Here is a 26328-nt window from a genome sequence, read left to right on the forward strand (position 1 = left end):
GTTCGAAATCTGCGTGCCGACCGGCACTGGACATGGGCAGTCTATTCAGCAGAATTGATCAACCGGCTGAAGGGCTGCCCCGTGAACAGAACGCTCCCCGTGGTACGGCTGCGCGTCCCCACCGACGAGGACGCCGTCGCCTGGCACCGGGTCTTCGACCACCCGGACGTCATGGAGTTCCACGGCGGCCGGTCCGCCGAGCTGTCCGTCTACGAGGAGCTGACCGCCCGCCAGCGCAAGCACGACGCCGAACTCGGCTTCTGTCTGTGGACGATGCTGGACGAGGACGACCGGGTCATCGGCTTCACCGGCGCCCAGCCGTGGCCGCGCGAGTGGGGTCCGGCCGGGGAGATCGAGATCGGCTGGCGGCTGGGCCGGGAGCACTGGGGCCGGGGCTATGTGACCGCGGCGGCGCAGATGACGCTGGAGCGGGTCCGCGCGGCGGGCGTGCCGAGCGTGGTCGCCATGGTGAACGCCCGCAACACCCGCTCGATCGCGGTGACCCGGCGGCTGGGCATGCGTCTCGCCGAGACCTACACGACGCCCGAGTCGGAGCAGCAGGGCCACTGCTACCGCCTGGATCTGTGACAGAGAGTCATCTTCGGCTACGGACAGACACCTGACGCTTCCGGACGGCACCCCCGGGCGGTTACCCTTCGAGTACCGCTGGGGGTGACATCTGTGCGCATACCACCCATACCGCCCAAGACACCCGAAGCGCGCGTGCCCCGGCTCGTCGGTCTCATGGCCGTCGACGCCCGCGCCGCGGCCGAGGCCCACGGCGTACGGCTCGACGCGCCCGACCGGCCGGACTTCCACCGCACCGTCGTCGACTACGTCGTACGGCAGTACCCGCCGGCCGGTGCGGAGATCCCGCGCGGCGCCGTGGTCACCGTCTGGTTCGACTTCGGCGAGGGCGGCGGCGGTTCGGGCGTCCGCGAGCCCCGCGTCCCCGGCCCGCCGCACGGCGGCATGCGCCGCGAGCTGACCACACCGGAGGCTCCACCCGAGCTGAGTGCGCTCAGCTCTCCTTGAACCCGCGGTGCAGCGCCACCACACCACCGGTGAGGTTCCGCCACGCCACCCGCGACCAGCCAGCGCCCTTCAGCCGCTCGGCCAGCCCCGCCTGGTCGGGCCAGGCGCGGATGGACTCGGCGAGATAGACGTACGCCTCCGGGTTCGAGGACACCGCGCGGGCCACCGGCGGCAGCGCCCGCATCAGGTACTCGGTGTAGACGGTGCGGAAGGGCGCCCAGGTCGGCTGCGAGAACTCGCAGATCACGACCCGTCCGCCGGGGCGCGTCACCCGGTACATCTCGCGCAGCGCCGCGTCGAAGTCCTGGACGTTGCGCAGCCCGAAGGAGATGGTGACGGCGTCGAAGACGTCGTCCTTGAACGGCAGCCGGGTCGCGTCCCCCGCGGTCAGCGGCAGCCACGGGTTCCTGCGCTTGCCCACCTGGAGCATGCCGAGGGAGAAGTCGCAGGGGACGACATAGGCGCCGGCGCGGGTGAAGGGCAGGGACGAGGTCGCCGTACCGGCGGCCAGGTCCAGCACCTTCTGCGCGGGCCGCGCGTCGACGGCCCGGGCGACTTCCTTGCGCCACCCCCGGGCCTGACCGAGGGACAGCACGTCGTTGGTGAGGTCGTACCGGTCCGCCACGTCGTCGAACATCGAGGCGACTTCGTGCGGCTGCTTGTCCAGGGATGCGCGGGTCACGGCTTCATTGTGGCAGCAAGGGGTACGCCGGCCCGGAAGCGGCCCCGGAACGATCCCGGAAACGGCCCGCCCCGCAGACGGTCACCGGCGCCGGTGCACCAGCCGCCCGCCCAGCACGGTCGCCACGCACGTGGCGGCGCCCTGGCGGACCAGCGCCGCCCGGTCGGGCACGTCGAAGACGGCGAAGCGGGCGGGCCCGCCCGGCGTCAGCGGAGGCAGGAGGATCAGCGGGACCGGGGAGAGGGACGGCGGGCCCGGCAGCGACGGCGGTCGCTGCCCGACGGCGAGCCCGGCGCGCCGCACCGCGTCCAGCGCGGACCGTTCGCGCAATTCGCCCGCGATGGCGACGGTGCCGTGAGCGAGGAGGCGCTGCACACCCCGCCGGGCGCTGGCACCGCGGCGGGCGGGGTCCGCGCGGAACAGGGCCAGCGCGCGCTGCCCGCCGATGGGCTCCGTGCCCAGCGTGTCGGCCTCGCGCGGGTCCGGGTGGTACGTCCGCTCCAGCAGCTCCGGGCCGTACGGGTTGAGCAGTCCGGGGGTGAGGATGCCGGGCCAGCGCCGCACCCGCGCCCCCGGGTGGGCGGCGGCCAGTTCCTCGTACGGGCCGACGGCGGCGATGTACGCGCCGTCGACCAGGACGGCGGCCTCGGGCGAGGCCTCGGCGACGTGAAGGGTCAGCAAGGCGGGGTCAGTTGGACGCGAGGATCTTCAGCTCGGGGTGAGCCGTGCCGCCCTCGATCGCGGTCGACGAGATGTGGGAGACGACCCGCTCGTCGACGGGGTCGTTCGCCGGGTCGTCGTGGACGAGCAGGTGCTCGTACGTCGTGGAGCGCTGGGCGGGCACCCGGTCCGCGCCCCGGATCATCTCGATCATCTCCATGAGGTTGGAGCGGTGCTTGGCACCGGCCGCCGAGACGACGTTCTCCTCCAGCATGATCGAACCGAGGTCGTCGGCGCCGTAGTGCAGGGTCAGCTGGCCCGCGTCCTTGCCGGTGGTGAGCCAGGAGCCCTGGATGTGGGCGATGTTGTCGAAGAAGAGCCGGGCGACGGCGATCATCCGCAGGTACTCGAAGATGGTGGCCTGGGTGCGGCCCTTCAGGTGGTTGTTCTGCGGCTGGTACAGGTACGGGATGAAGGCGCGGAAACCGCCCGTCCGGTCCTGTACGTCACGGATCATCCGCAGGTGCTCGATCCGCTCGGCGTTGGTCTCGCCGGTGCCCATGAGCATCGTGGAGGTGGACTCCACGCCCAGGTTGTGCGCCGTCTCCATGATCTCCAGCCAGCGCTCGCCGCTCTCCTTCAGCGGGGCGATCGCCTTGCGCGGCCGCTCCGGCAGCAGTTCGGCGCCCGCGCCGGCGAAGGAGTCGAGGCCGGCGGCGTGGATGCGCTGGATGGCCTCCTCCACCGACACCTTGGAGATCCGGGCCATGTGCTCGACCTCGCTCGCCCCCAGGCTGTGGATGACGAGCTGCGGGAACTCCTTCTTGATGGCCGAGAAGTGCTTCTCGTAGTACTCCACGCCGTAGTCCGGGTGGTGGCCGCCCTGGAACATGATCTGCGTGCCGCCCAGCTCGACGGTCTCCGCGCACCGGCGCAGGATGTCGTCGAGGTCGCGGGTCCAGCCCTTGTCGCTCTTCGGCGGGGCGTAGAAGGCGCAGAACTTGCACGCCGTGACACACACGTTCGTGTAGTTGATGTTGCGCTCGATGATGTACGTCGCGATGTGCTCGACGCCCGCGTACCGGCGGCGGCGTACGGCGTCGGCGGCGGCGCCGAGCGCGTGCAGCGGCGCGTCGCGGTAGAGGTCCAGCGCCTCCTCGGGGGTGATCCGCCCACCCTCCGCGGCACGGTCGAGCACAGACTGGAGGTCGGCCTTCTCGGTCACCGGGGCGTCCCTTTCGTCAAGGGTTGTGGACGGACCGATCCAGCGTACGCCAGCCATTTGGACACGCCGACGTCAGGCCGCGTACGCGCCGGACAGCACCCCGAGGAAGGCCCCCGCGAGCAGGAACGGGCCGAACGCGATCGCCGTCCTGCGCCCGGCCCGCCCCAGGGCGACCAGGACACCGGCGTACAGCGCCCCCAGGAGGAACGCGGCGAAGGTGCCCAGCAACACCGCGGACCAGCCGTACCAGCCCAGCGCGGCGCCCATGCTCAGCGCCAGTTTCACATCGCCGAAGCCCATGCCCCCGGGGTTGATCCGGCACAGCACGTAGTAGCCGCCGCCGAGTGCGAGTGTGCCGAGCAGGGCGCCGGTCCAGCGGCCGGCGTGACCGGGCGCCAGTGCGGCGAGCCCGAGCAGCACGGGCGCGGCCCCCGCCAGCGGCAGGGTGAGCACGTCCGGCAGCCGGTGCACCCGCAGGTCGACCACCGCCAGCAGCACGCCGGCCGGCCCGAGCAGCAGCCAGACGGCCAGCTCGGGGCGGGGTCCGGTGGCGGCGGCGAGGGCCGCGCAGAGGAGGGCGGTGACGGTGGCGAGCGAGCGGGCGGAGGGGCCGTAGGAGGAGGACGGCCCGGTGCACGTGCCGCACCGGGCCGGGCCGAGCCAGCCCCGGAGCGGACCCGTGATCGGATGCCCGCCGGGACACGCCACCCGCCAGCCGAACTCCCGTGCCCGCTGCGCCTCGACGCCCCCGGAGCGCACGGCCCCCGCGTCTCCGTGCGGCACCGACAGCCGGTACGCGGCCCTCGGCAGCGCCGACCCGGCCGCCACTCCCCACACCACCGCGGCGGCGATCAGCCAGGCACCGGCCACGGTCAGCCCCGTCGCGCGCGGAACAGATCGCGGAGCAGGGCGATCTCGGCGCCGTGGTGCAGCACCTCCTGGTTGACCCACCACACGACTCCGACGAACGGCCTCTCGGGGTCGCTGCCGTGCGGATAGGTGCAGTACCCGACGGTGTCGAGCGCGGTGTCGTCCGCGCTCAGCAGCGCCTTCCGCCAGGCCGCCGCGCCCTGTTCGAAGGCGGCGACCGCCGCGGCGGTGTCCCCGGCGACCGGGTGGCCGTCCCGGGTGAGGGTGCGGCTGCCGGCCGGGGTGTGGTCGGCGCGGAGGGCCAGCATCTCGCTGAGGTGGCTCAGCCGCCAGGCGATCGTCGTGAACGGCGGCGGCGCGGAATGCGGATACGGCGCCGCGTCGCGCCCCCACTCCCCGGATCCGCTCAGCGACGTCGCCCGCGCGCCGGGCCCGTCCGCCCGCCGCCGCACCGACCAGCAGTCCGGCACCGGCTCCCAGAAGTACTCCTCGTCGGTCATCGGACCGACCTCGGTCCGCGATCCGTCCCCGCTGTCCATGACGGGTCCGGCCAGCCGCCCGACCAGCCGCCCGCACGCGAAGTCGAACTGCTCCAGCAACGGACTCAGGCGGGGCGACGGCATAGAACGCTCCTGTAAGCGGGGCGGACGGGCGGATCTGTCGACCCGTCAGTGTGTCAGCGTCCCCTCGTCCTTGGCGCCCCCTTTGCGGAACCGGTCGCTCTCAGGGGGCATGCCATGATCGGTGTCTTGCCGTGTGCGCGACACCCGAAGGATCACCCATGAAGCGAACCGCCCCGCGTACGGCACGGGCGTTCCAGGCGCCGATCGCCCTGTACGCGCTGTTCGCCCTGCTCGCCCTGCTCACCCTCGCCGCCCCGCCGGTCCACGCCGCCGAGAGGACCCCGGCCGCGCAGGCCGCGTACCTCGCCGAGCGGCTGCGCGAGGACCCGGTGTACGTCTCCGACCAACTCCCGCGCGAGATACCCAGGTCCACGGCCCCCGACTTCGCGCGGGCCGCCCAGCGGACCGGTGTCCCCACCTACGTCCTGGTGCTGCCCGCGGCGAGCGCCCACGGCGAGGCGCTGCTGGACTCGGTCCACGACCGGCTGGGGCGGGACGGGCTGTACGTGCTGCTCGACGAGTCGGGCGTCACGGACGCCGCCGCGTTCGGCGTGACCGCTCCCGCCGACGACGCCGCGACCGTGTCCCTCTACGAACTCCCCTACGACGCCGGACCGCTGCTCAGCCTCCGGCGCTTCGCGGACACCGTCGCGCAGGGCGCCGAGCGGGCCGCGGCGCGGGCGGAGGCCGCGCGCGAGAGGTACGAGGCCGGCGACGAACCGGAGCCGCTCTACATAGGCCCCTCCGACCGCGACGACCAGTCGCTCAAGACCGGGGCCGCGCTGTCCGGCGTACCGCTGTCGCTGCTGTTCCTGGTGCCGTACGCACGACGCTGGTGGCGGCGGCTGCCGGGCGCGCGGCGCGCCGAGCGGCCTGTGCGGGCACGGCGCTGGATGCTTCCGGCGATCGCCGTCGCCACGGCCGTCGCGATCGCCGCCGCCGCGCACGCCCGCTTCGACCAGACTCGCACCGGCGCCGCTCCCCCGCCCACCCCGGCCGACATGTCGGCGCGCGTCGAACGCGTCGCCGCGGGGCTGGCACAGGACCCGGTGTACGCGGACCCGGAGAGTCCGCAGCTGCTGACCGCCCGGCAGCGGGCCCGGCTGCACGAGCGGATCCGCGCCTTCGCCCGCTCGGAGGGCGGCGGGCCGGTGTACATCGCGCTGGTCCCGCAGCTGCCCGAGGACGAGTCGGCGGGCGACGACGAGCTGTTCGCCGCCGCCGTCCACCACCGGGTGGGCAAGGACGGCGTGTACGTCGTCGCCGACCCGGCCGACGGCACGATCGGCGCCTACAACCACGGCCTGCGCCTGGACAGCCTGAGCCTCACGTTCGACCTGCCGGAGGCCGTCGCGTACGGCGACGACGCGGCGGCCCAGGCCGGCGACCACCTCATGGCGGAACGCCTCGACCGGCTGATGACCTACCTGGACGAGGTCCCGCGCACCGAGGAACCGGAGTCCCTCACCGACCCCGCCCGGGCGCCGAACCCACGCGAGGAGGACACCCTCCAGCCGCTGTTCTCCGGGGAGTTTTGGCCCGGACTGGCCAGCGGCGCCGTGCTGGCAGGGCTGCTGTTCACGCTGGTGGCGGCGGTGCTGGCAGTGGTCGGGAGGCTGCTGCGGCGGCGCGGTCCGCAACCGGCGGAGACCCTGCCGTACACCCAGCCGACCGAGCCGTCGGAGGCGTTTCTGCGGCGCACGGCGCGTGCCGAACTCCGCGCCTTCACCCGCCTTTCCGGGGAGGCGGGCGGTGGCGGCTCCCGCGCCCGGGACTGCCGGGAGGCGACCCGCGCGCTGGCCGCTCGGGGCGACGACCCGGCGACCCTCGTCGCGCTGATCGTGCTCGCCCGCGCGGGCCGGGCGGCGCTGTCCGGCGACGGAGAGCCCGAGGACCGGGTGTGCGGCGTGAACCCGCTGCACGGCCCCGCCCGCAACCGCCGTGACGTCCGTGTCTCGGCGACCGAGCCGAACCGCAGACGCTGGACGCCGGTGTGCCCGCTCTGCCTGGACACGGCGACGGCCGAGCCGGGCGCGCTGCCCGGAATGCGCCTGACCCTGCCGGACGGCAGCGGCGGCCGGATCCCCTACGACGAGTCGGAGGGCCCGCTGCCGGCCGTACGGGAGGGGATTCGACAACTGATCGGCCGGGTGCGGCAGCCAGTCTGATCACTCGACCTCTCGACCCTCTCGACCCTGGAGGGGCGGCTCACTCGACCTTGGAGAGGCGGGCCTTCGGCCTGCCCGACTCCTCGCTGTCCGACTCGTACGTCAGGTCGTCCCCCACCGGGACGAGCCGCACGGTCGTCTTCGCCTGGCTGCACCCGCCGTGGTTGGACTCGGCACCCACGGACGTGGCGACGAGCCGCTTCTCGGTCACCTGCTTCAGGGTGAGGATGTCCGTGCAGACGCCGCCCAGCGCGTCCGTCTGGCGCACCCGGCCCAGCTCCTCGCCGACCCGCGCCTGCCGGACGGTGACCCGGAAGGTGCCGACGGGCAGCTTGCCGTCGAGGGCGGTGCCCTGGCCCTCCCAGGTGCCGAGGTAGCGCTCGGGCACCCCGGGCACGGGCTCGGGCGCGGTTCCGTCCCCGGGGTCCGCGGCGTCCCCGGGGTTGGCGGGGTTGGCGGGCTCCACCTCGGTGGGCGCCGGGGAGTAGGCCCCGGCACCGCCGTCCGCGGTGTCCCGGCGGCTCCCGGGCAGCAGATCGAACAGGAAGACGGACCCCACGGTCACCGCGGCCAGCGCCCCCGCGACCGCGAGCGCCACCGAACAGCTCAACCGCCGCCCCCGCCCGCCCTCCCCCGGCACCGCCGACGCCGCGACGGTGACGGAGACCTTGCCGGGCCGCCCTCCGGAGGCGGTGACGGCGTCGTGGGGAGCGGGGGTGTCGTGCGGCGGCCGGACGGGGGCGTAGGGCCCGGCGGTGCCCGGCCCACCCGTGTCCTGCGGTCCGGCGGCGGCGCCAAGCGGCCCCGACGCCTCGTACGGCGCCGCCTGTGCGGGCTTCGCGGTGGCCGGTGGCATGGTCGGTGGGGGGCCGAAGGAGCCGGACGTCGGGGGGACGCTCAGCGCGGGGGTGCTGAAGCCGACCGGCCCGGACGGTGTCTCCGGTGCCGGGGCGGCGGGCTCCAGGTTCAGGAGCTGGACGGCGCTCCGGCTCACGCCCTCCACGACCGGCCCCGGCAGCCAGCCGCCCGCGACCAGCCGGGCCGCGCCGTCGGGAGCCAGCCGGGCGGCCACCTCGGCGGGGGCCGGACGCGCGCCCGGCTCCTTCGCCAGGCAGGCGGCGACCAGGTCCCGCAGCTCGCCGTCGAGGCCGGTGAGCCGGGGTTCCTCGTGGACGACCTTGTAGAGCAGCGCGGCGGAGGAGTCGCCGGGGAACGGGGGCTCGCCGGTCGCCGCGTAGGCGAGGACCGAGCCCAGCGAGAAGACGTCCGCCGCGCCCGTGACGCCCTTGCCGAGAATCTGTTCCGGGGACATGTAGCCGGGCGAGCCGACCGAGACGCCGGTGGAGGTGAGGGAGGCCGTGCCGTCCGTGGCCCGGGCGATGCCGAAGTCGATCAGCAGCGGGCCGTCCAGGGTGAGCAGGACGTTGGACGGTTTCACGTCCCGGTGCACCAGGCCCAGCTCGTGCACCGCGGCCAGCGCCTCGCCGAGCCCGGCCCCCAGCACCCGTACGGTGTGGTCCGGCAGCGGGCCGTTGTCCGCGACCGCCGCGGCCAGGGACGGCCCGGCGGCGTAGGCCGTGGCGACCCAGGGCACCGGGGCCTCCGGGTCCGCGTCCAGGACCGGCGCGGTCCAGGCGCCGCCGACCCGCCGGGCGGCGGCGACCTCGCGGCGGAAGCGGGCCCGGAACTCCTCGTCGAGCGCGAAGTGCGGGTGCACGATCTTCACGGCGACCGTGCGCCCGCCGGCGCTGCGGCCGAGGTACACCCGCCCCATGCCGCCGGAGCCGAGCCGGCCGAGCAGCCGGTACGGCCCCACACTGGTGGGTTCGTCGACTCCGAGCGGCTGCATGGCGCGCCCCTTCCCCCGTGGACCTGTTCCCCCGTGGACCTGTCAATCTCCCAGCAGATTACGCAGGTTCGGGCGCGGTGCGCCGACCCGTGCTACGGCTGGAGCAGATCCACCTTCACATCCGCCGGGAAGCCCGTCGTCGGGCCGACCCGCCGGGCGAACTCGGCGACGGCCGCGAGCTGCGGCTCGCCGAAGCGGAAGTCCAGGGTGGTGAAGTAGCGCTCCAGGACCGCCTCGTCGAAGGCCTCCCAGCGGGCCGCCTGCTCGGCGACCTTGCCGACCTCCTCCAGGGAGAGGTTGCGGGAGGCGAGGAACGCCTCGTGGACCTGGCGGGTGATCAGCGGTTCGCGCTCCAGGTAGTCCCGGCGCGCCGCCCAGACCGCGAAGACGAACGGCAGGCCCGTCCACTCCTTCCACAGCGCACCCAGGTCATGCACGGCGAGGCCGAAGCGGGGCCCGTCGAGCAGGTTGGCCCGCAGGGCGGCGTCCCCGATCAGCACCGCCGCCTCGGCCTCCTGCATCATCAGGCTGAGGTCGGGCGGGCAGCTGTAGTAGTCGGGCCGGACGCCGAAGCGTTCCGCCAGCAGCAGCTGGGCCAGCCGGACGGAGGTGCGCGAGGTCGAGCCGAGGGCGACCCGGGCGCCGTCGAGCCGGTCCAGCGGGACCTGCGAGACGATCACGCAGGACATGACCGGTCCGTCGCAGCCGACCGCGATGTCGGGGAAGGCGACGAGGTCGTCCGCGTGCTTGAGGAACTCGACCAGGGTGACCGGTCCGATGTCGAGGTCTCCCTGCACCAGCTTCTCGCTGAGCTTCTCCGGGGTGTCCTTCGTCAGCTCGAAGTCGAGGAGCGTGCCCGTTCTCGCGAGCCCCCAGTACAGGGGCAGGCAGTTCAGGAACTGGATGTGGCCGACGCGCGGCCGGGTGCGAGAAATGTCCACATCGCGAGGCTAGACCCTGGGGAGTAGGCTTCAGCCCTCGACCCCCGGCGTCAGGCAGGCGTCGCGATCTTCAAACGTCCGGGTGACGTGATCTTGACCTCTATTGCTTTCGGGTGCCCGCGTGCTAGGCTCGCCGCAAGTTGCAGTTTGGTTTCCCTTGCAGTACAGAGCCTGCGGAGCATGTGACCGCGGGCTCTCGTCGTTTTCAGGCGGATGCAGTTGTGCAGAACTCGTCTTCACACTTGCTGGTTCTGGAGCAGGGCAACCCTTTGAGCCCAAGGAGGGCTTATGGCTACCGGAACCGTTAAGTGGTTCAACGCCGAAAAGGGCTTTGGCTTCATCGCCCAGGAAGGCGGCGGCCCCGACGTCTTCGTCCACTACTCCGCGATCAACGCGACCGGTTTCCGGTCCCTTGAGGAGAACCAGCAGGTGTCCTTCGACGTCACGCAGGGTCCGAAGGGCCCGCAGGCTGAGAACGTCACCCCGGTCTGATCTGATCCTCCGATCCGGATCGAGTGCAGTACCCAAGGAGCCCCGCGCCTTTCGGCGACGGGGCTCCTGCCCTTTTCTTCGGCGTCCATTCGGTGAACGCCGCGCGAATTCTCAGATGTGCTGCATGATCAGCACGAAGGTGGTGCCCGGCACCAGCGCCTCGTACGCGTGCGGCACGTCCCCGCGATACGTCATGTAGTCGCCCGGCCCCAGTTCCACGCCCTCCCCTCGCGGCCCCGCCTTCACCCGTCCGGTGCTCACGATCAGGTGCTCGACCGTGCCCGGAATATGCGGCTCGGATTCCCGCGCCGCGCCCGGTTCGGCCCGCAGGTGGTAGATGTCCCGGCGGGCGCCGGGCGGACACGCCGACAGCAGGGCCGCCACGTAGTTCGCCTGTTCGGAGGCGACCGCCGGCCCCTGCCCCGCGCGGATCACCTGCACGGCCGGCACCGGCGGCTCGACGAGTGCGCTGAACGGCACACCCAGCGCCACGCCGAGCGCCCAGAGCGTCTCCACACTCGGATTCCCGCTCGCCGCCTCCAGCTGGGACAGCGTCGACTTGGCGATCCCCGCCCGTTTGGCCAGCTCGGACAGGGACAGCCCGGCGCGGGTGCGTTCGCGGCGCAGGGAGGCGGCGATCCAGTCGAGGGGGAGGCGGGGCGGGGTGCCGTCGGTCATGTCGTTCGCTCCAGAAGTACGATCGTTCGGCTTGACGAACGCTGGGCTGTCTGTTCATTGTAGAAAACATGCGTTCGTTTCTCCGAACAGGCCGGACAGGCCGAGTAGACCGAACAGGCCGAACAGACCGAACCCCCACGGTCCGCTCCCTGGTCCGCGACGCGTCCCTCGTCTGGGTGGCCAGCGGCATCGTCGGGATCTCCTTCGGCGCGGTCTCCGTCGCCGGCGGACTGCCCGTGTGGGCCCCGGTGGTGATGTCGCTGGTGGTGTACGCGGGCTCCGCCCAGTTCAGCGCGGTCGGGCTGCTGCTCGCCGGGAGCGCGCCGTTCGCCGCGGCGGCCACCGGCCTGCTGCTCAACACCCGGCTGGCGGCCTACGGCCTGGCCGTCGCCGACGTCGTCGGCCGGGGCCGCACCGCCCGCCTCCTCGGCGCGCATCTGGTCACCGACGAGACCGTGGCGTTCGCGCTCGCCCAGACCGACCCGGAGCGGCGGCGCACCGCGTTCTGGGTCTCGGGGCTCGGCCTGTTCGCCGTGTGGAACGTCTCCGTCCTGGCCGGGGCGCTCGCCGGCAGCGCGCTCGGCGACACCGCCGCCTACGGGCTGGACGCGGCCTTCCCCGCCGTCCTCGCCGCCCTGGTGCTGCCCGCTCTGCGCGACGACGCCCGGATCCGCCGCTGCGCGCTGCTCGGCGCCTGTGTGGCGCTCGCGGTGACGCCGGCCGTCCCGGCGGGGGTGCCGGTCCTGCTGGCCCTCACCGGGCTGGCACTGTACGGCGGCGCCCGCAGGGAGGCGGTGGCGGCATGAGCGCGACGGTCGCGATGATCCTGGCGCTCGCCGTCGGGACGTACGCCCTCCGGCTGGTCGGTCCGGTGCTGCACGGGCGGGTCGAGGTGCCCGTGCGGGTGCAGGAGCTGCTGTCGGCGGGCGCGGTGGTGCTGCTCGTCGCCCTGCTGGCCACCGGTGCGCTCACCGAGGGCGACGGGTTCGCCGGGTGGGCGCGGCCCGCGGGAGTGCTGGTGGCCGTGGTCCTGGCGTGGAGGCGTGCGCCGTTCGTGGTGATGGTGCTGGGAGCGGCCGGTGTGACGGCGGTGTTGCGAGCGCTGGGCGTGGCGTGAACCGGGCGGTGATGTCAGTGCCGGCGCCTAAGGTCCGTCCCATGACGGACACCGACACGACCGACACGGACTTCCTCGCCACCACCCGCACCTTCTACGACGCCATCGCCGAGGACTACGCCGCCCACTTCGCCGGTGTGATCGCCAACGATCCGCTGGACCGCGCGGTGCTGGCCGCGTTCGCCGAACTCGTGGGCGGTGCCGGGGAAGTGGCGGACCTGGGCTGCGGGCCGGGGCGGGTCACGGCGTATCTCGCCTCGCTCGGGCTGCCGGTGTTCGGCCTGGACCTGTCGGCGTCGATGCTGGCCGTCGCCCGGCGGGAGAACCCGGGGCTGCGGTTCGAGCAGGGCTCCATGCTGGAGCTGGACCTCGCCGACGGGCAGCTGGCCGGGATCGTCTCCTGGTACTCCTCCATCCACACGCCGGCGGACCGGCTCCCCGCCCTCTTCGCCGAGTTCGCCCGCGTCCTGGCGCCCGGCGGGCACCTTCTCCTCGCCTTCCAGGCCGGTGACGAACCCCGCCGCCTCGACCGGCCCTTCGGCCACCCGGTCACCCTGGACTTCGAGCGGCGGCGGCCCGAGCGGATGGCCGAGCTGCTGGAGGGGGCCGGGTTCGCCGTGCGGTCGCGGACCGTGCGGGAGGCGGACGAGGAGTCGGGCGAGTCGACGCCGCAGGCGTTCCTGACGGCCGTAAGAAAGTGACCCGTGATCACGCGAAAAGTGACCCGTGATCACGCGTCGCCCAGCACGGCCCAGCAGTCCTTCCAGGCCGCCTCGCTGAGCAGCGGACGCAGCCGGGTGAACAGCTCCAGCAGCTCAGCGCCCCACCGGGCGCGGAAGGCGGGGCCGAGGGCGGCGAGGTCGAGTTCGTTGGCGGCGGTGAGTTCGGCGATGTCCCGGCGCAGCCGGGCGTCCGGGGGATGCGCGGTGCCGGTGAAGCGGTCGCGCACGGGGGCGCCGGGCTCGGCGAAGCGCGGATAACTGGCGCTCCGGTCGAGGCTCGCGTATCCGTACACGATCGCTTCCGCCTCCACGCCGATCACCTCGGCGAGTTCGGTACGCCGGTCCAGCGGCAGCAGCGCCACGGCGTAGCCGTCGGTGCCGTAGCAGGCGTGGCAGAGGCCGGCGAGCTGGAGGGCGGGGCGGGCGCCCCAGCCGGCGAGCCGGTCGCGGACGCGGTCGAGGTGGGCGAGGAGGGTGCCGCCGCCGGGGTGGCCGACGGCGTCGGCGCCGGAGCGGCGCAGCAGTTCACGAGCGTCCTGGACGGCGTGCGACACGAGCCAAGTCCCCTTGTCGGCAGGTGGTGTGGGTCGGCACCCGCCCCCGCCCCGCCTTCGGTCCGGACCCCGGCGGGGCCTGGAGCGGGTTGCCGCCCGGGCCCTGCGGAGATCGTCGTACACCCCCTGACGCCTAGTCAATCCTAAGGAATACTGCCCATATCCAAGCGATACCTTGGGTGTCATGACGCTCGACGACCTCCGTGTGTTCGTGGCCGTGTGCCGCGCCGGGAACCTCAGTGCCGTGGCCCGCGATCTGGGGTGTACGCAGTCGGCGGTGAGCCAGCACGTCAGACGGCTGGAGCGGGAGACGGGAGTGAGCCTGCTGGAGCGGCGCCCGCGCGGGGTGGTGCCGACGGCGGCGGGCCGGGTGCTGGAGGCCGCCGCGACGGAGGGCATCGCCGGGCTCGACCTGGCGCTGCGGCGGCTGCGGGACCTGGCCGACGGGGAGACCGGCTCCGTGCGGGTGGCGACCGGGGCGACGACCGTACGGCACTTCATGGCGGACGCCATCGTCGACTTCCGGCGCCGGCACGCCGGCGTCAGCCTGGAGTTCCGCACCGAGAGCTCCAGCCGCGCCTGCTTCGACGCGCTCACCGACAGCGACCTCGACCTCGCCTGGATCACCCTCGGCCCGCCGGTGCGCGGCATCGAACAGCGCCCGGTGGCCGACCTGCCCTGGGTGCTGGCGGTGAACGCCGACGATCCCCTCGCCGACCGACCCGCCCTCCCCCCGGAGGACCTGACGGACCTCCGCCTGATCCGCCTCCCCCCGAACTCCACCTCGGCGGCCCACCTGGACGCCGCCTGCGCCGACCTGGGCGTCCGCTGCGGCTACGACACCAGCGTCGCCGACTGGGACACGGCCCTGCTCCTGGCGGAACTGGGCCTGGGCCGCGCGCTGGTCCCCGCCCTGCCGGGGCCCCGGGGCACCACCGGCGGCACGGGCCTGCGCCTGGTCCCCGTCCCCGCCCTGCGCCCGCTGACCGTGGGCTGGGCAGTGCGCCAGTGGGACGCGCTCACCCCCCAGGCCAGAGCCTTCGCCGACACGGTCGCCGCGCGGTGCCGGGCAACCATGCCACCGGGCGCCTGAGCCCCGGCCCGCGCGGAGCCCGGGGCCCCTCGGTCAGGAGCCGTACAGCGCCTCCACCTCACCCGCGAAGTCGCGCAGGATCACCGCCCGCCGCAGCTTCATCGAGGGGGTCACATGGCCGGCCTCCTCCGAGAAGTCGACGGGGAGGATCGCGAACCGGCGGATGGACTCCGGGCGGGAGACCAGCTTGTTGGCCTCGTCGACCGCCCGTTGCAGGACCGCCCGCAACTCCTCGTCACGGGTGAGGAGTTCGGCCGGCACCGGGTGCCTGCCGTTCATCCGGCGCCAGTGCGTGACGCCGTCCATGTCGAGGGTGATCAGCGCGGTGACGTAGGGGCGGCGGTCGCCGACCACGACGCAGTGGGAGATCAGGGGGTGCCGCCGGAGCCAGTTCTCCAGCGGCGCCGGGGCCACCTGCTTGCCGCCGGCGGTGATCAGGATCTCCTTCTTGCGGCCGGTGATGGTCAGATAGCCCTCGTCGTCGAGGCGGCCGAGGTCGCCGGTCGGGAACCAGCCGTCCGGCGTCGCCGGGACGACCCCGCCCGCGTGCGGGTCCCAGTAGCCGCGGAACACCTGCCCGCCGGAGAGCAGCACCTCGCCGTCGGCGGCGATCCGCACCCGGGTGCCGGGCAGCGGCCAGCCGACGGTGCCGAGGCGGGGCTTGAGCGGCGGGGTGACAGTCGCGGCGCCGGTCGTCTCCGTCAGGCCGTAGCCCTCGTAGACCTCGATGCCCGCGCCCAGGAAGAACGCGGCGAGGTCCCGGCCCAGCGGTGAGCCGCCGCAGATCAGGTAGCGGAGCCGGCCGCCGAGCGCGTTGCGGATACGGCGGTAGAGCAGCGGGTCGTTGAGCGCGCGGGCCGCCTTCAGGGAGGCGCCGGGTCCCGGACCGGTGCCGTGCCGGCGGGCCTCGACGGCTTCCCCGTACCGGCGGGCCACGTTCACCGCACGGTCGAACGCGCCCACCTTGCCGCCCCGTTCGGCGGTGGCGCGCGCGCTGTTGAAGACCTTCTCCAGCATGTACGGGATGGCCAGCAGGAAGGTCGGCCGGAACGCGGCGAGGTCCGCCAGCAGGTCCTCGGCCTTGAGGCTGGGCGCGTGCCCGAGCCGTACCCGGGCACGCACGCAGGCCACCGCGACCATCCGGCCGAAGACGTGCGACAGCGGCAGGAACAGCAGAGTGGCGGGCTCCTCGTCGGTGCGCGCCTTGAAGACGGGGTAGAGGAGTTCGATCGCGTTGTCGACCTCGGCGAGGAAGTTGCCGTGGGTGAGCGCGCAGCCCTTGGGGCGGCCGGTGGTGCCGGAGGTGTAGACGAGGGTGGCGAGGGTGTCGGGGCTCAACACGCCCCGTCGTACGTCGACTTCCTGGTCCGGGACGGCCGCGCCCCGCTCGGCCAGACCCGCCACATGCCCCTGCTCCATGACCCACAGGTGCCGCAGACCGGGCAGCCGCTCCCGTTCGGGCCCGAGCGCGGCGGCCTGCGCGGCCGTCTCGGTGACGAGGGCGACGGCACCGGAGTCCTGGAGGATCCAGTGGGTCTGGAAGACGGAGGAGGTCGGGTACACCGGCACGGTGACCAGCCCGGCGGCCCAGGCGGCGAAGTCGAGCAGAGTCCACTCGTAGGTCGTCCGCGCCATGACGGCGATCCGGTCGCCCGGCGCGAGCCCCTCGGCGATGAGCCCCTTCGCCACGGCGAGCACCTCGGCGGCGAATCCGGCCGCCGTCACATCCGCCCAACCGCCGTCCGCGGTACGTCGGCTGAGCACCGCCTGCGCGGGCACCGCCGCCGCGTTCTCGAACGGCAGGTCGGCGAGCGAGCCGTGCGTCACGGGCGGCACCAGCGGCGGTACGGCCACCTCGCGCACCTCGCCGTCCAGCCGCCGTAGCTCGGGTTCGACGAGGACGGGGCCGCCGTCCGGGTCGTAGTCGAGGGCCGACGCGTTCGAGGCGGGCGGCAGCGGCTGGGACGAGTACGAGATGGGCATGCGGCTCCTCCGGGCGGCTCGTGGCGTTACCGCCGGTAGGACGGGGATCCTACGGCGCCCGCGTGAGGGGCCTGTGCGGGTTGTCGGGTGGTTCGGCGACGATCCCGGGCCGGGCGTGTAACGCCTTACCTGCGGTAACCTTACTCGAAAGTAAGCACTGCGCACCCGCCTCAGGGAGCCCCGCCCATGCCCACACTCGCCGGTTCCCTCGCCCGCGGCGCCCTGCTGTCCCCCTTCAAACGCCCCCGCCCCGACGCCGACTTCCCCCGCACCCCGCTCGCCCTCCCCCGGATCCGCATCGACCTGGCCAGGCTCGCGGCCTACGAGCGGATCTGCGGCTTCCCGACCGGCGACGACGCCCTGCCGCCGACGTATCCGCACGTCCTGGGCTTCCCGCTCGCCCTGCGGCTGATGAGCCGCCGGGACTTCCCGCTCCCGCTGCTCGGCCTCGTCCACACGTCCCTCGACCTCACCCGGTACGCCGCCCTCCCGGCCACTGGCGAGTACGGACTCACCGTCCACGTCGAGGGATTGGCGCCCCACCGGCGGGGCACGGAAGCGACCGTGCTCACCGTCCTCCGGGCGGGCGAGGACGTCGTGTGGGAGTCACGCAGCACCTATCTCGCCCGGCACCGCACCGACCACCCTGCCGGCAAGGCGACCGCTCCGGACGACGCCCCGCCGCCCGCGCTCGCCGAGTGGCGTCTCGGCGCCGACCTCGGCCGCCGGTACGCCGCCGTCTCCGGCGACCGCAACCCCATCCACCTCCACCCGCTCACCGCCCGCCTCTTCGGCTTTCCCCGGCCGATCGCGCACGGCATGTGGAGCGTGGCCCGCTGCCTCGCCGCGCACGGCACACCGGAGGCGGTGCTGGTGCGGGCACGGTTCCTGGCGCCCGTACCACTGCCGGGCACGGTGGAATACGCGGCGCGCGGCGGGCGGTTCGAGCTGCGCGGCGGCGGCCGGGTCCACCTCACCGGGGCAGTGGACCGCCTCGCCTCAAGCGGACCGCGGCGGTGACCACACCCGCCCCTCCAGCAGCCCGCCCAACCCCGCCCACGCGAAGTTCATCAGCGTCGCCGCCGCCTGCCGGGCGGTGACGCCGGGGGTGGCGTTGGCCCAGGCGGCGAGCGACTCGGCGGCGCCCACCAGGGACTCGGCGAGCCCGGTGATCTCCCGCTCGGGATGCGCCTCGGGGGCAGCCTCGGCGATCAGCCGGGTCACGAACGCCACCGCCTCCGCACGCATCGCGGTGACCTCGGCGGCGAACGCGTCCCCGTGGGTGCGGGCCTGGACATGCAGCACGGACCAGCCGTCGGGGTGGTCCGCGGTGTGCGTGAAGAACGCCAGCAGCCCGTCCCACAGTTGGCGGTCGGGCGGCAGCGCCGGGTCGATGCCGGCCCGGACGGCCGCGATCAGCGCCCGGGCCTCACGGCGGACACAGGCGCTGAACAGCTCGTCCTTGGAGTTCAGATACAGATACACCAACGGCTTGGACACGCCCGCGAGTTCCGCGATGTCGTCCATGGAGGCCGCCATGTACCCGCGTCGGCCGAAGATCTGTACGGCGGCGTCCAGCATCTGCCGCTCACGGACCGCACGCGGCATCCGCCTGGTCTTCACGGAACCCATGCGGACAGCGTACGGTCCGTGCCGCCGCGTTACTGACCCTTCGTTCAGGCCGCGGCCTTGACGGCCTGCGACGCGTCGGCCGGCTCGTCGACCGGAGAGCCGCCGCCCACCGAGTCGTACGCCGCGCGGTCGAGCAGGCCCTCCCGGGCGGAGACGACGACCGGGACGAGCGCCTGGCCGGCCACGTTGGTGGCGGTGCGCATCATGTCGAGGATCGGGTCGATGGCGAGCAGCAGACCCACGCCCTCCATGGGCAGGCCCAGCGTCGAGAGGGTGAGGGTCAGCATGACCGTGGCGCCGGTGAGGCCGGCGGTGGCGGCGGATCCGACCACGGAGACGAACGCGATCAGCAGGTAGTCGCCGACGCCCAGCTGGATGTCGAAGATCTGCGCGACGAAGATCGCGGCGATCGCCGGGTAGATGGCGGCGCAGCCGTCCATCTTCGTGGTGGCGCCGAACGGCACCGCGAAGGAGGCGTACTCCTTCGGCACGCCCAGCCGCTCGGTGACCTTCTGCGTCAGCGGCATGGTGCCGACGGAGGAGCGGGAGACGAAGGCCAGCTGGATGGCGGGCCAGGCGCCCTTGAAGAACTGGACCGGGTTGGCCTTGGCGGCGGTCGCGAGGAGCGCCGGGTAGACGCCGAAGAGGACGATCGCGCAGCCGATGTAGATGTCGGCGGTGAAGGTGGCGTACTTGCCGATCAGGTCCCAGCCGTAGGTGGCGATGGCGTGGCCGATGAGGCCGACGGTGCCGAGCGGGGCGAGCCGGATGACCCACCACAGGGCCTTCTGCAGCAGCTCCAGGACGGACTCGCTCAGGGCCAGGATCGGCTGGGCCCGGTCGCCGAGCTGGAGGGCGGCGACACCGGCGACGGCGGCCATGAAGACGATCTGGAGCACGTTCAGCTCGGTGAACGGCGTGATCACGTCGGTCGGGACGATGCCGGTGAGGAAGTCGATCCAGGAGCCGGTCTTCTCGGGCAGCTCACCGTCCTTCGGGGTGAGGCCGGTGCCGGCGCCGGGGTTGGTGACCAGGCCGATGGCGAGACCGATGGCCACCGCGATCAGCGAGGTGATCATGAACCAGAGGAGGGTGCGGCCGGCCAGGCGGGCCGCGTTGTTGACCTTCCGCAGGTTGGTGATCGAGACGAGGATCGCGAAGAAGACGAGCGGGGCGACAGCGAGCTTCAGCAGCCCGATGAAGATGTCACCGACCTTCTCCAGGGTGGTGACCAGCCAGGACACGTCCTGGCTGCGGGCTATCCAGCCGAGCGCGACGCCCAGGGCGAGGCCGGCGAGTATCTGGGCCCAGAAGGGCACCTTGAAGGACTTGGGGGACACGGACGGGGACATGCCTGCGACGTTAACACTTAAACTTTGGGAACCTCAAAGCCTGCCTTTGAGAGGCGGGGAGGCGAAATGACCCACGAAACGCAAAGTGCCCCGGTGTCCAGGGGATTCGGACACCGGGGCGCGACAGCTGTGTGACGCGTCTTACTCCTGTCAGGAGGTCTGACCCTGCGCGCGGGCCGCGTCGTCGGCGCGGTCCTCCTGGCTGCGGTTGGCCTCCAGGTTGGCCTTCACCTCGTCGACCTTGCGCACGATCCGCTCGGACGCCCGGTCCCGCTCGCCGCGCAGCACCACGAAACTGATCGGCGCGGAGATCACCAGGGCGAGGAGGACGATCCACAGGCCGTTGGAGTCACCGAGACCGCGGGGGGCGATGCCCGAGTAGACGAGGCCCCAGACGACCACCAGGCAGCCCGCGAAGATGCCGAGGCGCATCAGCGTGTATCGGAGCATCTCAATCCACTCTTTCGACTACGAACAGGGCCACCGTCCAGTGAAGCACGACGCCGCCCCGATCTTGCAGGCGGGGCTCAGCCGAGCGGCAGCAGCATGATGACGTCGTCCCGGTCGTCGCCCGGGGCCACCCGGATGCCGGCGGGGACCCGGCCGACCTCCTTGTAGCCGCAGGAGCCGTAGAAGCGCTCCAGGCCGAGCCCGCCCCGGCAGGTCAGCCGTATCGCCTCGATCCCGTCGAAGGCCCGCGCGGCCTCCTCGGCGGCGCCGAGCAGGTCACGGCCGTACCCCTTCCCCTGATGCCGGGGATGGAGCATCACCGTGTACAGCCACACCCAGTGGGTCATCAGCCGGTGGGTGTTGAAGTGGAAGAAGGCGGTGGCGGCGACCCGCCCGTCCTCGTCGTGCCCGACGAGCAGCCGGGCCCGTCCCTCCGCCATCGCCACCAGATGCCTGACCAGCTCGGGCCGGACCGTCTCCCGCTCCACCGGCGGCACGAAGCCGACGGCTCCGCCCGCGTTGGAGACATCGGTCCACAGATCGAGGATGCCGTCACGCAGGTCCGGGGTGACGGCGGGATCGAGCGTAAAGGTAAGGGGCATTCGGCAATATTAGCTGTTACCCATATGGACTCTACGCCAGCACCCGCGCCGCCACCTTGAGATCCGCCACCAGCCCCGCGTACGCGCCCTCCCGGTCGTCCGCGCGCAGCACCGACGACGGATGCACGGTCGGCACCAGCCGCTCCGCGTGCCCGTGGATCTCCCGCTCCAGCACCGTCCCGCGCACCTCGCCGACCCGGAACGAGGACCCCAGCAGCGCCTTGCCCGCGGTGGCGCCGAGGACGACGATCAGCTCGGGCTCCACCAGTGCCAGCTCGGCGGCGAGCCACGGCCCGCAGGCGGTCATCTCCCGCAGGCTCGGCGCCTTGTGGATCCGCCGCTTGCGCGGCTCGGCCTGGGTGAACTTGAAGTGCTTCACCGCATTGGTGACATAGGCGTCACCGGGATCGATCCCGGCCTCGGCGAGCGCCCGGTCCAGCAGCCTCCCGGCCGGCCCGACGAAGGGCCGCCCCTTCCGGTCCTCCTGGTCCCCCGGCTGCTCCCCGACGAGCATCACCCGGGCGTGCTCGTTGCCCGCCCCGAAGACGGTCTGCGTGGCGTTGCGATGCAGCGGGCAGCCCTGACACCCGGCGGCGGCACGACGCAGGGCGTCGAGGCTCCGGGCGCCGCCGGGGACGAAGGGTTCGGCGGTGTACTGGTCTTCGGGGGAGGCGGTGCGGGGACTCACGCGAGCCGAGTACCCAGGGCCGGTGCGCCTACCTGTCAGACCCGCATCGGCTGAGGCGCCTCCCGGCGCCCCGCGTCGGGCCCGTCGAACTCCCGAATGACCTCGTACCGAGTGTTCCGCTCCACCGGCCGGAACCCCGCGTCCCGAATGAGATCCAGCAGATCATCCCGGGTCAGCTTGTTCGGCGTGCCGTAGTTGTCCGCGTCGTGCGTGATCTTGTACTCGACCACCGACCCGTCCATGTCATCGGCCCCGTGCTGCAGCGCGAGCTGCGCCGTCTGCACCCCGTGCATCACCCAGAACACCTTGACGTGCTGGATGTTGTCGAAGAGCAGCCGGGAGACGGCGAAGGTCTTCAGCGCCTCGGCCGGCGTGGCCATGGTGGTCCGCGCCTGGAGCCGGTTGCGGACCTTCCCGTCCTTCATGTCCACGAAGTCGTGCTGGTAGCGCAGCGGGATGAAGACCTGGAAGCCGCCGGTCTCGTCCTGGAGCTCACGCAGCCGCAGAACATGGTCGACCCGGTGGCGGGGCTCCTCGATGTGGCCGTAGAGCATGGTGCACGGGGTCTTGAGACCCTTCTCGTGCGCGAGCCGGTGGATGCGGGACCAGTCCTCCCAGTGCGTCCGGTGGTCCACGATGTGTTGCCGGACCTCCCAGTCGAAGATCTCGGCGCCGCCGCCGGTGAGGGACTCCAGACCGGCGTCGATCAGCTCGTCGAGGATCTCCGACGCGCTGAGCCCGGAAATGGTCTCGAAGTGATGAATCTCGGTCGCGGTGAAGGCCTTGAGCGAGACGTTCGGCAGGGCGGCCTTCAGCTCGCGCAGCGAGCGCGGGTAGTACCGCCACGGCAGGTTCGGGTGCAGCCCGTTGACGATGTGCAGCTCGGTGAGGTTCTCCGACTCCATCGCCTTGGCCAGCTTGACGGCCTCCTCGATGCGCATGGTGTACGCGTCCTTCTCACCGGGCTTGCGCTGGAAGGAGCAGTACGCGCAGGAGGCCGTACAGACGTTGGTCATGTTGAGGTGCCGGTTGACGTTGAAGTGCACGACGTCGCCGTTCTTCCGCGTCCGCACCTCGTGCGCGAGTCCGCCGAGCCAGGCCAGGTCGTCCGACTCGTACAGCGCGATGCCGTCCTCGCGGGTCAGCCGCTCACCGGAGCGGACCTTCTCCTCCAGCTCGCGCTTGAGCCCGACGTCCATGCGATTCGCCTTTCTACGACCGACAGCTGCCGGAAACCGACCCGGCACCGAAACCGTACGCCTATACCTCTTCCGGCAATTCACCCACCCGGTTCTCCCACTTGGTGGAGAGCACGATGGTGGTACGGGTCCGGGAGACGCCCTTGGTCCCGCTGAGCCGCCGGATGATCTTCTCCAGCCCGTCCACGTCGGTCGCCCGCACCTTGAGCATGAACGAGTCGTCACCGGCGATGAACCAGCAGTCCTCGATCTCCGGCAGGTCCTTCAGCCGGCGTGCCACGTCCTCGTGGTCGGCGGCGTCGGAGAGCGAGATGCCGATCAGGGCGGTGACGCCGAGGCCGAGCGAGGCGGCGTTCACGGTGGCGCGGTAGCCGGTGATGACACCGGCCGCCTCCAGCCGGTTGATACGGTCCGTGACGCTGGGGCCCGACAGGCCGACGAGGCGTCCCAGCTCCGCGTAGGAGGCCCGGCCGTTCTCCCTCAGGGCCTGGATGAGCTGCCTGTCCACCGCGTCCATGCGATTCGAAGCCTTCCGCTGAAGAAATCTGAGAAATGAGAGCGTGTGGGGGGTCAGTCGTCACGGGAGCCGCCGCCGAGTTCCCCCTCCCAGCGGCGGTAGAGCGTGTGGCGGACACCGGCCGCGTCGAGGACCCGGCCCGCGACGAAGTCGACCAGGTCCTGGATGTGGGTCGCGCCCGCGTAGAAGGCGGGCGAGGCGGGCACGACGACGGCGCCGGCGTCATCGAGTGCGACGAGATGCCGCAGGGTCTGCCCGTTGAGCGGCGCCTCGCGCACGGCGACCACGAGGGGCCGGCGCTCCTTCAGCACGACACTCGCCGCCCGCTGCAGCAGATCCTTGGACAGCCCGAGCGCGACCCCGGCCACGCAGGCGGTCGACGCCGGCACGATGATCATGCCCTTGGCCGGATACGACCCCGAGGACGGCCCGGCGGCCAGATCCCCGGCGCTCCAGTAGCGCACCCGATCGAGCTCGACCTCGAAGGCATCCGGCTTCCCGTCCGCCCCCCGAGCCAGCCATTCCCCCAGGTCATCCCGCCACCGCGCGTCCCGGAAGGAAATCCCGGTCTCGTCGAGCAGCGTGAGCCGCGAAGCCCGGCTGACCACCAGATCGACGCTCTCCCCGGCATCCAGCAGCCCCCGCAGCACAGCCGCCGCGTACGGCGTCCCGGACGCCCCGGACACCCCCACGATCCAAGGCGTGCGCTGCGATTCTCCTGCGTTCACATCTTGAGCGTACCGGTGCGTCCGCCGGGGCTCAGGCCGGGTGGGAGGCCATGCGGTCCACAGGAAGCCCGTAGTCAGACCGTCAGACCCCGAACCAGAAGATCCAGCAGCGCACACACGAACAGGGCAATGCCGATGAAGCCGTTGACGCTGAAGAACGCCCTGTTCAGGCGGGACAGGTCATGGGGGCGGACGATCGTGTGCTCGTAGACGAACGCTCCCGCGACGATCAGCAGGCCCAGCCAGAAGAAGGGGCCGGCGTCGGTGGCGAGGGCGTACCAGGCGAACAGGGCCGTTGTCACCGCGTGGCACACCCGCGCGGCCCAGATAGCCGCCGGGATGCCGAAGCGGGCCGGGACCGAGCGGACGCCGATCTCGCGGTCGGTGTCGACGTCCTGGCAGGCGTAGATCAGGTCGAAGCCGCCGATCCAGATGCCGACCGCCAGGCCCAGGATCACCGCGTCCCAGGACCACTCCCCGGTGATCGCCAGCCAGCCGCCGACCGGGCCGATGGCCTGGGCGAGGCCGAGGATGGCCTGGGGGTAGTTGGTGAAGCGTTTGCCGTAGGGGTAGACGACCATCGGGACGACCGCCACCGGGGCCAGGGCCAGGCAGAGGGGGTTCAGGAGCGCCGCCGAGCCGAGGAAGATCACCACCGCGATCAGGGCGCCGGTCCACGCGTGCTTCACCGACATCGCGCCCGTCACCAGTTCGCGGTGCGCCGTGCGCGGGTTCCGGGCGTCGATCTCGCGGTCGATGATCCGGTTCACCGCCATCGCGAAGGTGCGCAGGCCGACCATGCAGATCGTGACCAGCAGCAGCCGGCCCCAGTGGATGTTCCCGTCCAGCTGGAACATCGCCGTCAGCGAGGCGATGTAGGCGAAGGGGAGCGCGAAGATCGAGTGTTCGATCATCACCAGGCGCAGAAACGCCTTCGTGCGGCCCGGCTGGGGCATCGCTGCCGACGCGGTGCTCACAGGCCGTACTCCTTCCACCGGCGGTCGACCAGCGCCGCGGTCTCCGGGTCGGACTCCACCATGTCCGGCCAGCCGCCGTCGCGCGTATAGCCCTCCTCGGGCCACTTCCTCGTCGCGTCGATGCCCGCCTTGCCGCCCCAGAACTGCTGGTAGGAGGCGTGGTCCAGGTGGTCGACGGGGCCTTCCACGACCGTCAGGTCACGGGCGTAGTCCGTGTTCCCCAGCGCCCGCCAGGCGACCTCGTGCAGGTCGTGGACGTCGCAGTCCGCGTCGACGACCACGATCAGCTTCGTCAGGGACATCATGTGCGCGCCCCAGATGGCGTGCATGACCTTCTGCGCGTGCTTCGGGTACTTCTTGTCGATCGAGACGATCGCGCAGTTGTGGAAGCCGCCCGCCTCCGGCAGGTGGTAGTCCACGATGTCCGGGACGATGATCTTCAGCAGGGGGAGGAAGAAGCGCTCCGTCGCGCGGCCCAGAGGGCCGTCCTCCGTCGGGGGGCGGCCCACCACGATCGATTGCAGCAGCGGGCGCTTCCGCATCGTCACGCAGTCGATCCTGAGGGCCGGGAAGGGCTCCTGCGGGGTGTAGAAGCCGGTGTGGTCGCCGAAGGGCCCCTCGGGCAGCATCTCGCCCGGCTCCAGCCAGCCCTCCAGGACCACCTCCGCCTGCGCCGGCACCTGGAGCGGGACCGTCTTGCAGTCCACCATCTCGATCCGCTTGCCCGCGACGAAGCCGGCGAAGAGGTACTCGTCGATGTCGCCGGGGAGGGGGGCCGTGGACGCGTACGTCACGGCCGGCGGGCAGCCGAAGGCGATGGCGACCGGGAGGCGCTCCCCGCGCCGCGCCGCCACCTGGTAGTGGTTCCGGCTGTCCTTGTGGATCTGCCAGTGCATGCCGATGGTGCGCTTGTCGTGGCGCTGGAGGCGGTACAGGCCGAGGTTGCGGATGCCCGTCTCCGGGTCCTTCGTGTGCGTCAGCCCCAGGTTGAAGAAGGAGCCGCCGTCCTTGGGCCAGGTGAAGAGGGCGGGGAGCCGGTCGAGGTCGACGTCGTCACCGTGCAGGACCACTTCCTGGACGGGCGCGTTGTCGGACTTCACCTTCTTCGGCGGTACGTGCGTCATCGCCCCGAGCTTGCCGAAGGCCTCCCGCACGCCCACGAACCCGTGCGGCAGCTCCGGCTTGAGCAGCCCGCCGATCTTGTCGCTGATCTCGCCGTACGACTTCAGCCCGAGCGCCTTCAGCAGCCGCCGGTCGGTTCCGAAGACGTTCATGGCGAGGGGCATCGACGAGCCCTTCACGTTCTCGAAGAGGAGAGCGGGGCCACCGGCTTTGTTCACCCGGTCGACGATCTCCCCGACCTCCAGATGGGGGTCGACCTCCACCTTGATGCGCTTCAGGTCTCCCTCGCGCTCCAGTGCCCTGAGCAGGGAGCGAAGATCGTCATAAGCCATGGGGTCAAGTATCCCCGAGGGGCTACCCTGGCCCCGT

The 26328-nt window shown here is 72.3% G+C and carries 29 protein-coding genes; 9 read left to right on the forward strand and 20 right to left on the reverse strand.

From position 1 onward, the window contains the following. Window positions 1-81: 81 nt before the first annotated feature. Window positions 82-588, forward strand: coding sequence for a GNAT family N-acetyltransferase (locus ACZ42A_RS10000; RefSeq protein ID WP_468526657.1), 507 nt, complete (start codon window positions 82-84; stop codon window positions 586-588). A gap of 84 nt (window positions 589-672) precedes the next feature. Then, window positions 673-1035 (forward strand): PASTA domain-containing protein, encoded by a 363-nt coding sequence (locus ACZ42A_RS10005; protein WP_468526658.1) that lies wholly within the window; start codon window positions 673-675, stop codon window positions 1033-1035. Here ACZ42A_RS10005 and ACZ42A_RS10010 read toward each other — a convergent pair. From ACZ42A_RS10010 to ACZ42A_RS10030, 5 genes are all read right to left on the reverse strand, one after another. Next, complete coding sequence (locus tag ACZ42A_RS10010) at window positions 1022-1717, reverse strand: demethylmenaquinone methyltransferase (RefSeq protein ID WP_468526659.1); 696 nt, start codon at window positions 1715-1717, stop codon at window positions 1022-1024. The genes ACZ42A_RS10005 and ACZ42A_RS10010 overlap by 14 nt on opposite strands. 81 nt (window positions 1718-1798) lie before the next feature. After that, window positions 1799-2398 carry an imidazolonepropionase-like domain-containing protein gene (locus tag ACZ42A_RS10015; RefSeq protein WP_468526660.1) on the reverse strand — a complete coding sequence of 200 codons (600 nt, stop codon included), beginning with the start codon at window positions 2396-2398 and terminating at the stop codon, window positions 1799-1801. 7 nt (window positions 2399-2405) lie between these two features. Further along, complete coding sequence (gene mqnC, locus ACZ42A_RS10020) at window positions 2406-3602, reverse strand: cyclic dehypoxanthinyl futalosine synthase (protein ID WP_468526661.1); 1197 nt, start codon at window positions 3600-3602, stop codon at window positions 2406-2408. A gap of 72 nt (window positions 3603-3674) precedes the next feature. Then, the gene (locus tag ACZ42A_RS10025; protein ID WP_468526662.1) at window positions 3675-4472 is read right to left on the reverse strand and encodes a prepilin peptidase; all 798 of its coding nucleotides are present in this window, start codon (window positions 4470-4472) and stop codon (window positions 3675-3677) included. A gap of 2 nt (window positions 4473-4474) precedes the next feature. After that, entirely contained in the window at window positions 4475-5095 is a 621-nt protein-coding gene (locus ACZ42A_RS10030; RefSeq protein ID WP_468526663.1) for a DinB family protein, read from the reverse strand. A 158-nt stretch (window positions 5096-5253) separates the two neighbouring features. On the opposite strand from ACZ42A_RS10030, the gene ACZ42A_RS10035 reads away from it, so the two are divergent. Then, the gene (locus tag ACZ42A_RS10035) at window positions 5254-7263 is read left to right on the forward strand and encodes a hypothetical protein (protein WP_468526664.1); all 2010 of its coding nucleotides are present in this window, start codon (window positions 5254-5256) and stop codon (window positions 7261-7263) included. 40 nt (window positions 7264-7303) lie between these two features. On the opposite strand, the gene ACZ42A_RS10040 is transcribed toward ACZ42A_RS10035, so the two are convergent. Together ACZ42A_RS10040 and ACZ42A_RS10045 are read right to left on the reverse strand one after the other, a co-directional pair. Beyond that, complete coding sequence (locus ACZ42A_RS10040) at window positions 7304-9112, reverse strand: serine/threonine-protein kinase (RefSeq protein WP_468526665.1); 1809 nt, start codon at window positions 9110-9112, stop codon at window positions 7304-7306. A 92-nt stretch (window positions 9113-9204) separates the two neighbouring features. After that, a complete protein-coding gene (locus ACZ42A_RS10045; protein WP_468526666.1) occupies window positions 9205-10053 on the reverse strand; it encodes a menaquinone biosynthetic enzyme MqnA/MqnD family protein in 849 nt (282 codons plus the stop codon). 288 nt (window positions 10054-10341) lie between these two features. On the opposite strand from ACZ42A_RS10045, the gene ACZ42A_RS10050 reads away from it, so the two are divergent. Further along, window positions 10342-10545, forward strand: coding sequence for a cold-shock protein (locus ACZ42A_RS10050; RefSeq protein WP_004984723.1), 204 nt, complete (start codon window positions 10342-10344; stop codon window positions 10543-10545). 111 nt (window positions 10546-10656) lie between these two features. Here the strand turns inward: ACZ42A_RS10050 and ACZ42A_RS10055 are convergent, their stop codons facing one another. Beyond that, window positions 10657-11223: a helix-turn-helix domain-containing protein gene (locus ACZ42A_RS10055; protein ID WP_468526667.1), complete on the reverse strand. Its 567-nt coding sequence runs from the start codon at window positions 11221-11223 to the stop codon at window positions 10657-10659. 68 nt (window positions 11224-11291) lie between these two features. Here ACZ42A_RS10055 and ACZ42A_RS10060 point away from each other — a divergent pair, with 68 nt between their 5' ends. Genes ACZ42A_RS10060 through ACZ42A_RS10070 form a run of 3 tightly spaced genes read left to right on the forward strand, consistent with a single transcriptional unit; the run spans window position 11292 to window position 13041 of the window. Continuing rightward, window positions 11292-12029, forward strand: a complete 738-nt coding sequence (locus tag ACZ42A_RS10060; protein WP_468526668.1) for an AzlC family ABC transporter permease — start codon at window positions 11292-11294, stop codon at window positions 12027-12029. Beyond that, entirely contained in the window at window positions 12026-12340 is a 315-nt protein-coding gene (locus ACZ42A_RS10065) for an AzlD domain-containing protein (protein ID WP_468526669.1), read from the forward strand. Before ACZ42A_RS10060 ends, ACZ42A_RS10065 begins: the two co-directional genes overlap by 4 nt. Before the next feature lie 41 nt (window positions 12341-12381). Beyond that, on the forward strand, window positions 12382-13041 hold the full coding sequence (locus ACZ42A_RS10070; protein ID WP_468526670.1) for a class I SAM-dependent DNA methyltransferase: 660 nt from the start codon (window positions 12382-12384) through the stop codon (window positions 13039-13041). A 29-nt stretch (window positions 13042-13070) separates the two neighbouring features. Here the strand turns inward: ACZ42A_RS10070 and ACZ42A_RS10075 are convergent, their stop codons facing one another. Continuing rightward, window positions 13071-13616, reverse strand: a complete 546-nt coding sequence (locus ACZ42A_RS10075; RefSeq protein ID WP_468526671.1) for a DUF6817 domain-containing protein — start codon at window positions 13614-13616, stop codon at window positions 13071-13073. Window positions 13617-13800: 184 nt separating this feature from the next. Between ACZ42A_RS10075 and ACZ42A_RS10080 the strand changes: the two genes are divergently transcribed. Continuing rightward, window positions 13801-14709 carry a LysR family transcriptional regulator gene (locus ACZ42A_RS10080; protein ID WP_468526672.1) on the forward strand — a complete coding sequence of 303 codons (909 nt, stop codon included), beginning with the start codon at window positions 13801-13803 and terminating at the stop codon, window positions 14707-14709. Window positions 14710-14742: 33 nt separating this feature from the next. Here the strand turns inward: ACZ42A_RS10080 and ACZ42A_RS10085 are convergent, their stop codons facing one another. Further along, entirely contained in the window at window positions 14743-16692 is a 1950-nt protein-coding gene (locus ACZ42A_RS10085) for an AMP-dependent synthetase/ligase (protein ID WP_468526673.1), read from the reverse strand. 186 nt (window positions 16693-16878) lie between these two features. Here ACZ42A_RS10085 and ACZ42A_RS10090 point away from each other — a divergent pair, with 186 nt between their 5' ends. Beyond that, a complete protein-coding gene (locus ACZ42A_RS10090) occupies window positions 16879-17712 on the forward strand; it encodes a MaoC family dehydratase (RefSeq protein ID WP_468526674.1) in 834 nt (277 codons plus the stop codon). On the opposite strand, the gene ACZ42A_RS10095 is transcribed toward ACZ42A_RS10090, so the two are convergent. The 10 genes from ACZ42A_RS10095 to ACZ42A_RS10140 form a co-directional block, all read right to left on the reverse strand. Next, window positions 17692-18324, reverse strand: coding sequence for a TetR/AcrR family transcriptional regulator (locus tag ACZ42A_RS10095; RefSeq protein WP_468526675.1), 633 nt, complete (start codon window positions 18322-18324; stop codon window positions 17692-17694). The genes ACZ42A_RS10090 and ACZ42A_RS10095 overlap by 21 nt on opposite strands. 44 nt (window positions 18325-18368) lie before the next feature. Further along, complete coding sequence (locus tag ACZ42A_RS10100) at window positions 18369-19676, reverse strand: dicarboxylate/amino acid:cation symporter (protein ID WP_468526676.1); 1308 nt, start codon at window positions 19674-19676, stop codon at window positions 18369-18371. 150 nt (window positions 19677-19826) lie between these two features. Then, a complete protein-coding gene (locus ACZ42A_RS10105; RefSeq protein ID WP_468526677.1) occupies window positions 19827-20126 on the reverse strand; it encodes a DUF4229 domain-containing protein in 300 nt (99 codons plus the stop codon). 77 nt (window positions 20127-20203) lie between these two features. Then, window positions 20204-20728 (reverse strand): GNAT family N-acetyltransferase, encoded by a 525-nt coding sequence (locus ACZ42A_RS10110; protein ID WP_468526678.1) that lies wholly within the window; start codon window positions 20726-20728, stop codon window positions 20204-20206. 31 nt (window positions 20729-20759) lie between these two features. Next, on the reverse strand, window positions 20760-21416 hold the full coding sequence (locus ACZ42A_RS10115; RefSeq protein WP_468526679.1) for a UdgX family uracil-DNA binding protein: 657 nt from the start codon (window positions 21414-21416) through the stop codon (window positions 20760-20762). 35 nt (window positions 21417-21451) lie between these two features. Beyond that, window positions 21452-22615, reverse strand: a complete 1164-nt coding sequence (gene mqnE, locus ACZ42A_RS10120; RefSeq protein ID WP_468526680.1) for an aminofutalosine synthase MqnE — start codon at window positions 22613-22615, stop codon at window positions 21452-21454. A gap of 61 nt (window positions 22616-22676) precedes the next feature. Continuing rightward, window positions 22677-23132 (reverse strand): Lrp/AsnC family transcriptional regulator, encoded by a 456-nt coding sequence (locus tag ACZ42A_RS10125; RefSeq protein ID WP_365761028.1) that lies wholly within the window; start codon window positions 23130-23132, stop codon window positions 22677-22679. Window positions 23133-23185: 53 nt separating this feature from the next. Continuing rightward, window positions 23186-23860, reverse strand: coding sequence for a UbiX family flavin prenyltransferase (locus ACZ42A_RS10130; RefSeq protein ID WP_468526681.1), 675 nt, complete (start codon window positions 23858-23860; stop codon window positions 23186-23188). A gap of 74 nt (window positions 23861-23934) precedes the next feature. Continuing rightward, entirely contained in the window at window positions 23935-24837 is a 903-nt protein-coding gene (gene mqnP, locus ACZ42A_RS10135; RefSeq protein ID WP_468526682.1) for a menaquinone biosynthesis prenyltransferase MqnP, read from the reverse strand. After that, window positions 24834-26291 carry a menaquinone biosynthesis decarboxylase gene (locus ACZ42A_RS10140; protein ID WP_468526683.1) on the reverse strand — a complete coding sequence of 486 codons (1458 nt, stop codon included), beginning with the start codon at window positions 26289-26291 and terminating at the stop codon, window positions 24834-24836. The genes mqnP and ACZ42A_RS10140 overlap by 4 nt, the downstream gene beginning before the upstream one ends. Between the last annotated feature and the right edge of the window lie 37 nt (window positions 26292-26328).

This window comes from Streptomyces sp. NPDC030838 (assembly GCF_055572035.1).

Bases quoted from the DNA above. Each gene is read 5' to 3' on its own strand.
- ACZ42A_RS10140 (WP_468526683.1), bottom strand. From the start codon at position 26,291: ATGGCTTATGACGATCTTCGCTCCCTGCTCAGGGCACTGGAGCGCGAG.
- ACZ42A_RS10050 (WP_004984723.1), top strand. From the start codon at position 10,342: ATGGCTACCGGAACCGTTAAGTGGTTCAACGCCGAAAAGGGCTTTGGC.
- ACZ42A_RS10030 (WP_468526663.1), bottom strand. From the start codon at position 5,095: ATGCCGTCGCCCCGCCTGAGTCCGTTGCTGGAGCAGTTCGACTTCGCG.
- ACZ42A_RS10085 (WP_468526673.1), bottom strand. From the start codon at position 16,692: ATGCCCATCTCGTACTCGTCCCAGCCGCTGCCGCCCGCCTCGAACGCG.
- ACZ42A_RS10090 (WP_468526674.1), top strand. From the start codon at position 16,879: ATGCCCACACTCGCCGGTTCCCTCGCCCGCGGCGCCCTGCTGTCCCCC.
- ACZ42A_RS10060 (WP_468526668.1), top strand. From the start codon at position 11,292: ATGCGTTCGTTTCTCCGAACAGGCCGGACAGGCCGAGTAGACCGAACA.
- ACZ42A_RS10035 (WP_468526664.1), top strand. From the start codon at position 5,254: ATGAAGCGAACCGCCCCGCGTACGGCACGGGCGTTCCAGGCGCCGATC.
- ACZ42A_RS10040 (WP_468526665.1), bottom strand. From the start codon at position 9,112: ATGCAGCCGCTCGGAGTCGACGAACCCACCAGTGTGGGGCCGTACCGG.
- mqnE (WP_468526680.1), bottom strand. From the start codon at position 22,615: ATGGACGTCGGGCTCAAGCGCGAGCTGGAGGAGAAGGTCCGCTCCGGT.
- ACZ42A_RS10065 (WP_468526669.1), top strand. From the start codon at position 12,026: ATGAGCGCGACGGTCGCGATGATCCTGGCGCTCGCCGTCGGGACGTAC.
- ACZ42A_RS10080 (WP_468526672.1), top strand. From the start codon at position 13,801: ATGACGCTCGACGACCTCCGTGTGTTCGTGGCCGTGTGCCGCGCCGGG.
- ACZ42A_RS10070 (WP_468526670.1), top strand. From the start codon at position 12,382: ATGACGGACACCGACACGACCGACACGGACTTCCTCGCCACCACCCGC.
- ACZ42A_RS10125 (WP_365761028.1), bottom strand. From the start codon at position 23,132: ATGGACGCGGTGGACAGGCAGCTCATCCAGGCCCTGAGGGAGAACGGC.
- ACZ42A_RS10110 (WP_468526678.1), bottom strand. From the start codon at position 20,728: ATGCCCCTTACCTTTACGCTCGATCCCGCCGTCACCCCGGACCTGCGT.
- ACZ42A_RS10100 (WP_468526676.1), bottom strand. From the start codon at position 19,676: ATGTCCCCGTCCGTGTCCCCCAAGTCCTTCAAGGTGCCCTTCTGGGCC.
- ACZ42A_RS10055 (WP_468526667.1), bottom strand. From the start codon at position 11,223: ATGACCGACGGCACCCCGCCCCGCCTCCCCCTCGACTGGATCGCCGCC.
- ACZ42A_RS10095 (WP_468526675.1), bottom strand. From the start codon at position 18,324: ATGGGTTCCGTGAAGACCAGGCGGATGCCGCGTGCGGTCCGTGAGCGG.
- ACZ42A_RS10105 (WP_468526677.1), bottom strand. From the start codon at position 20,126: ATGCTCCGATACACGCTGATGCGCCTCGGCATCTTCGCGGGCTGCCTG.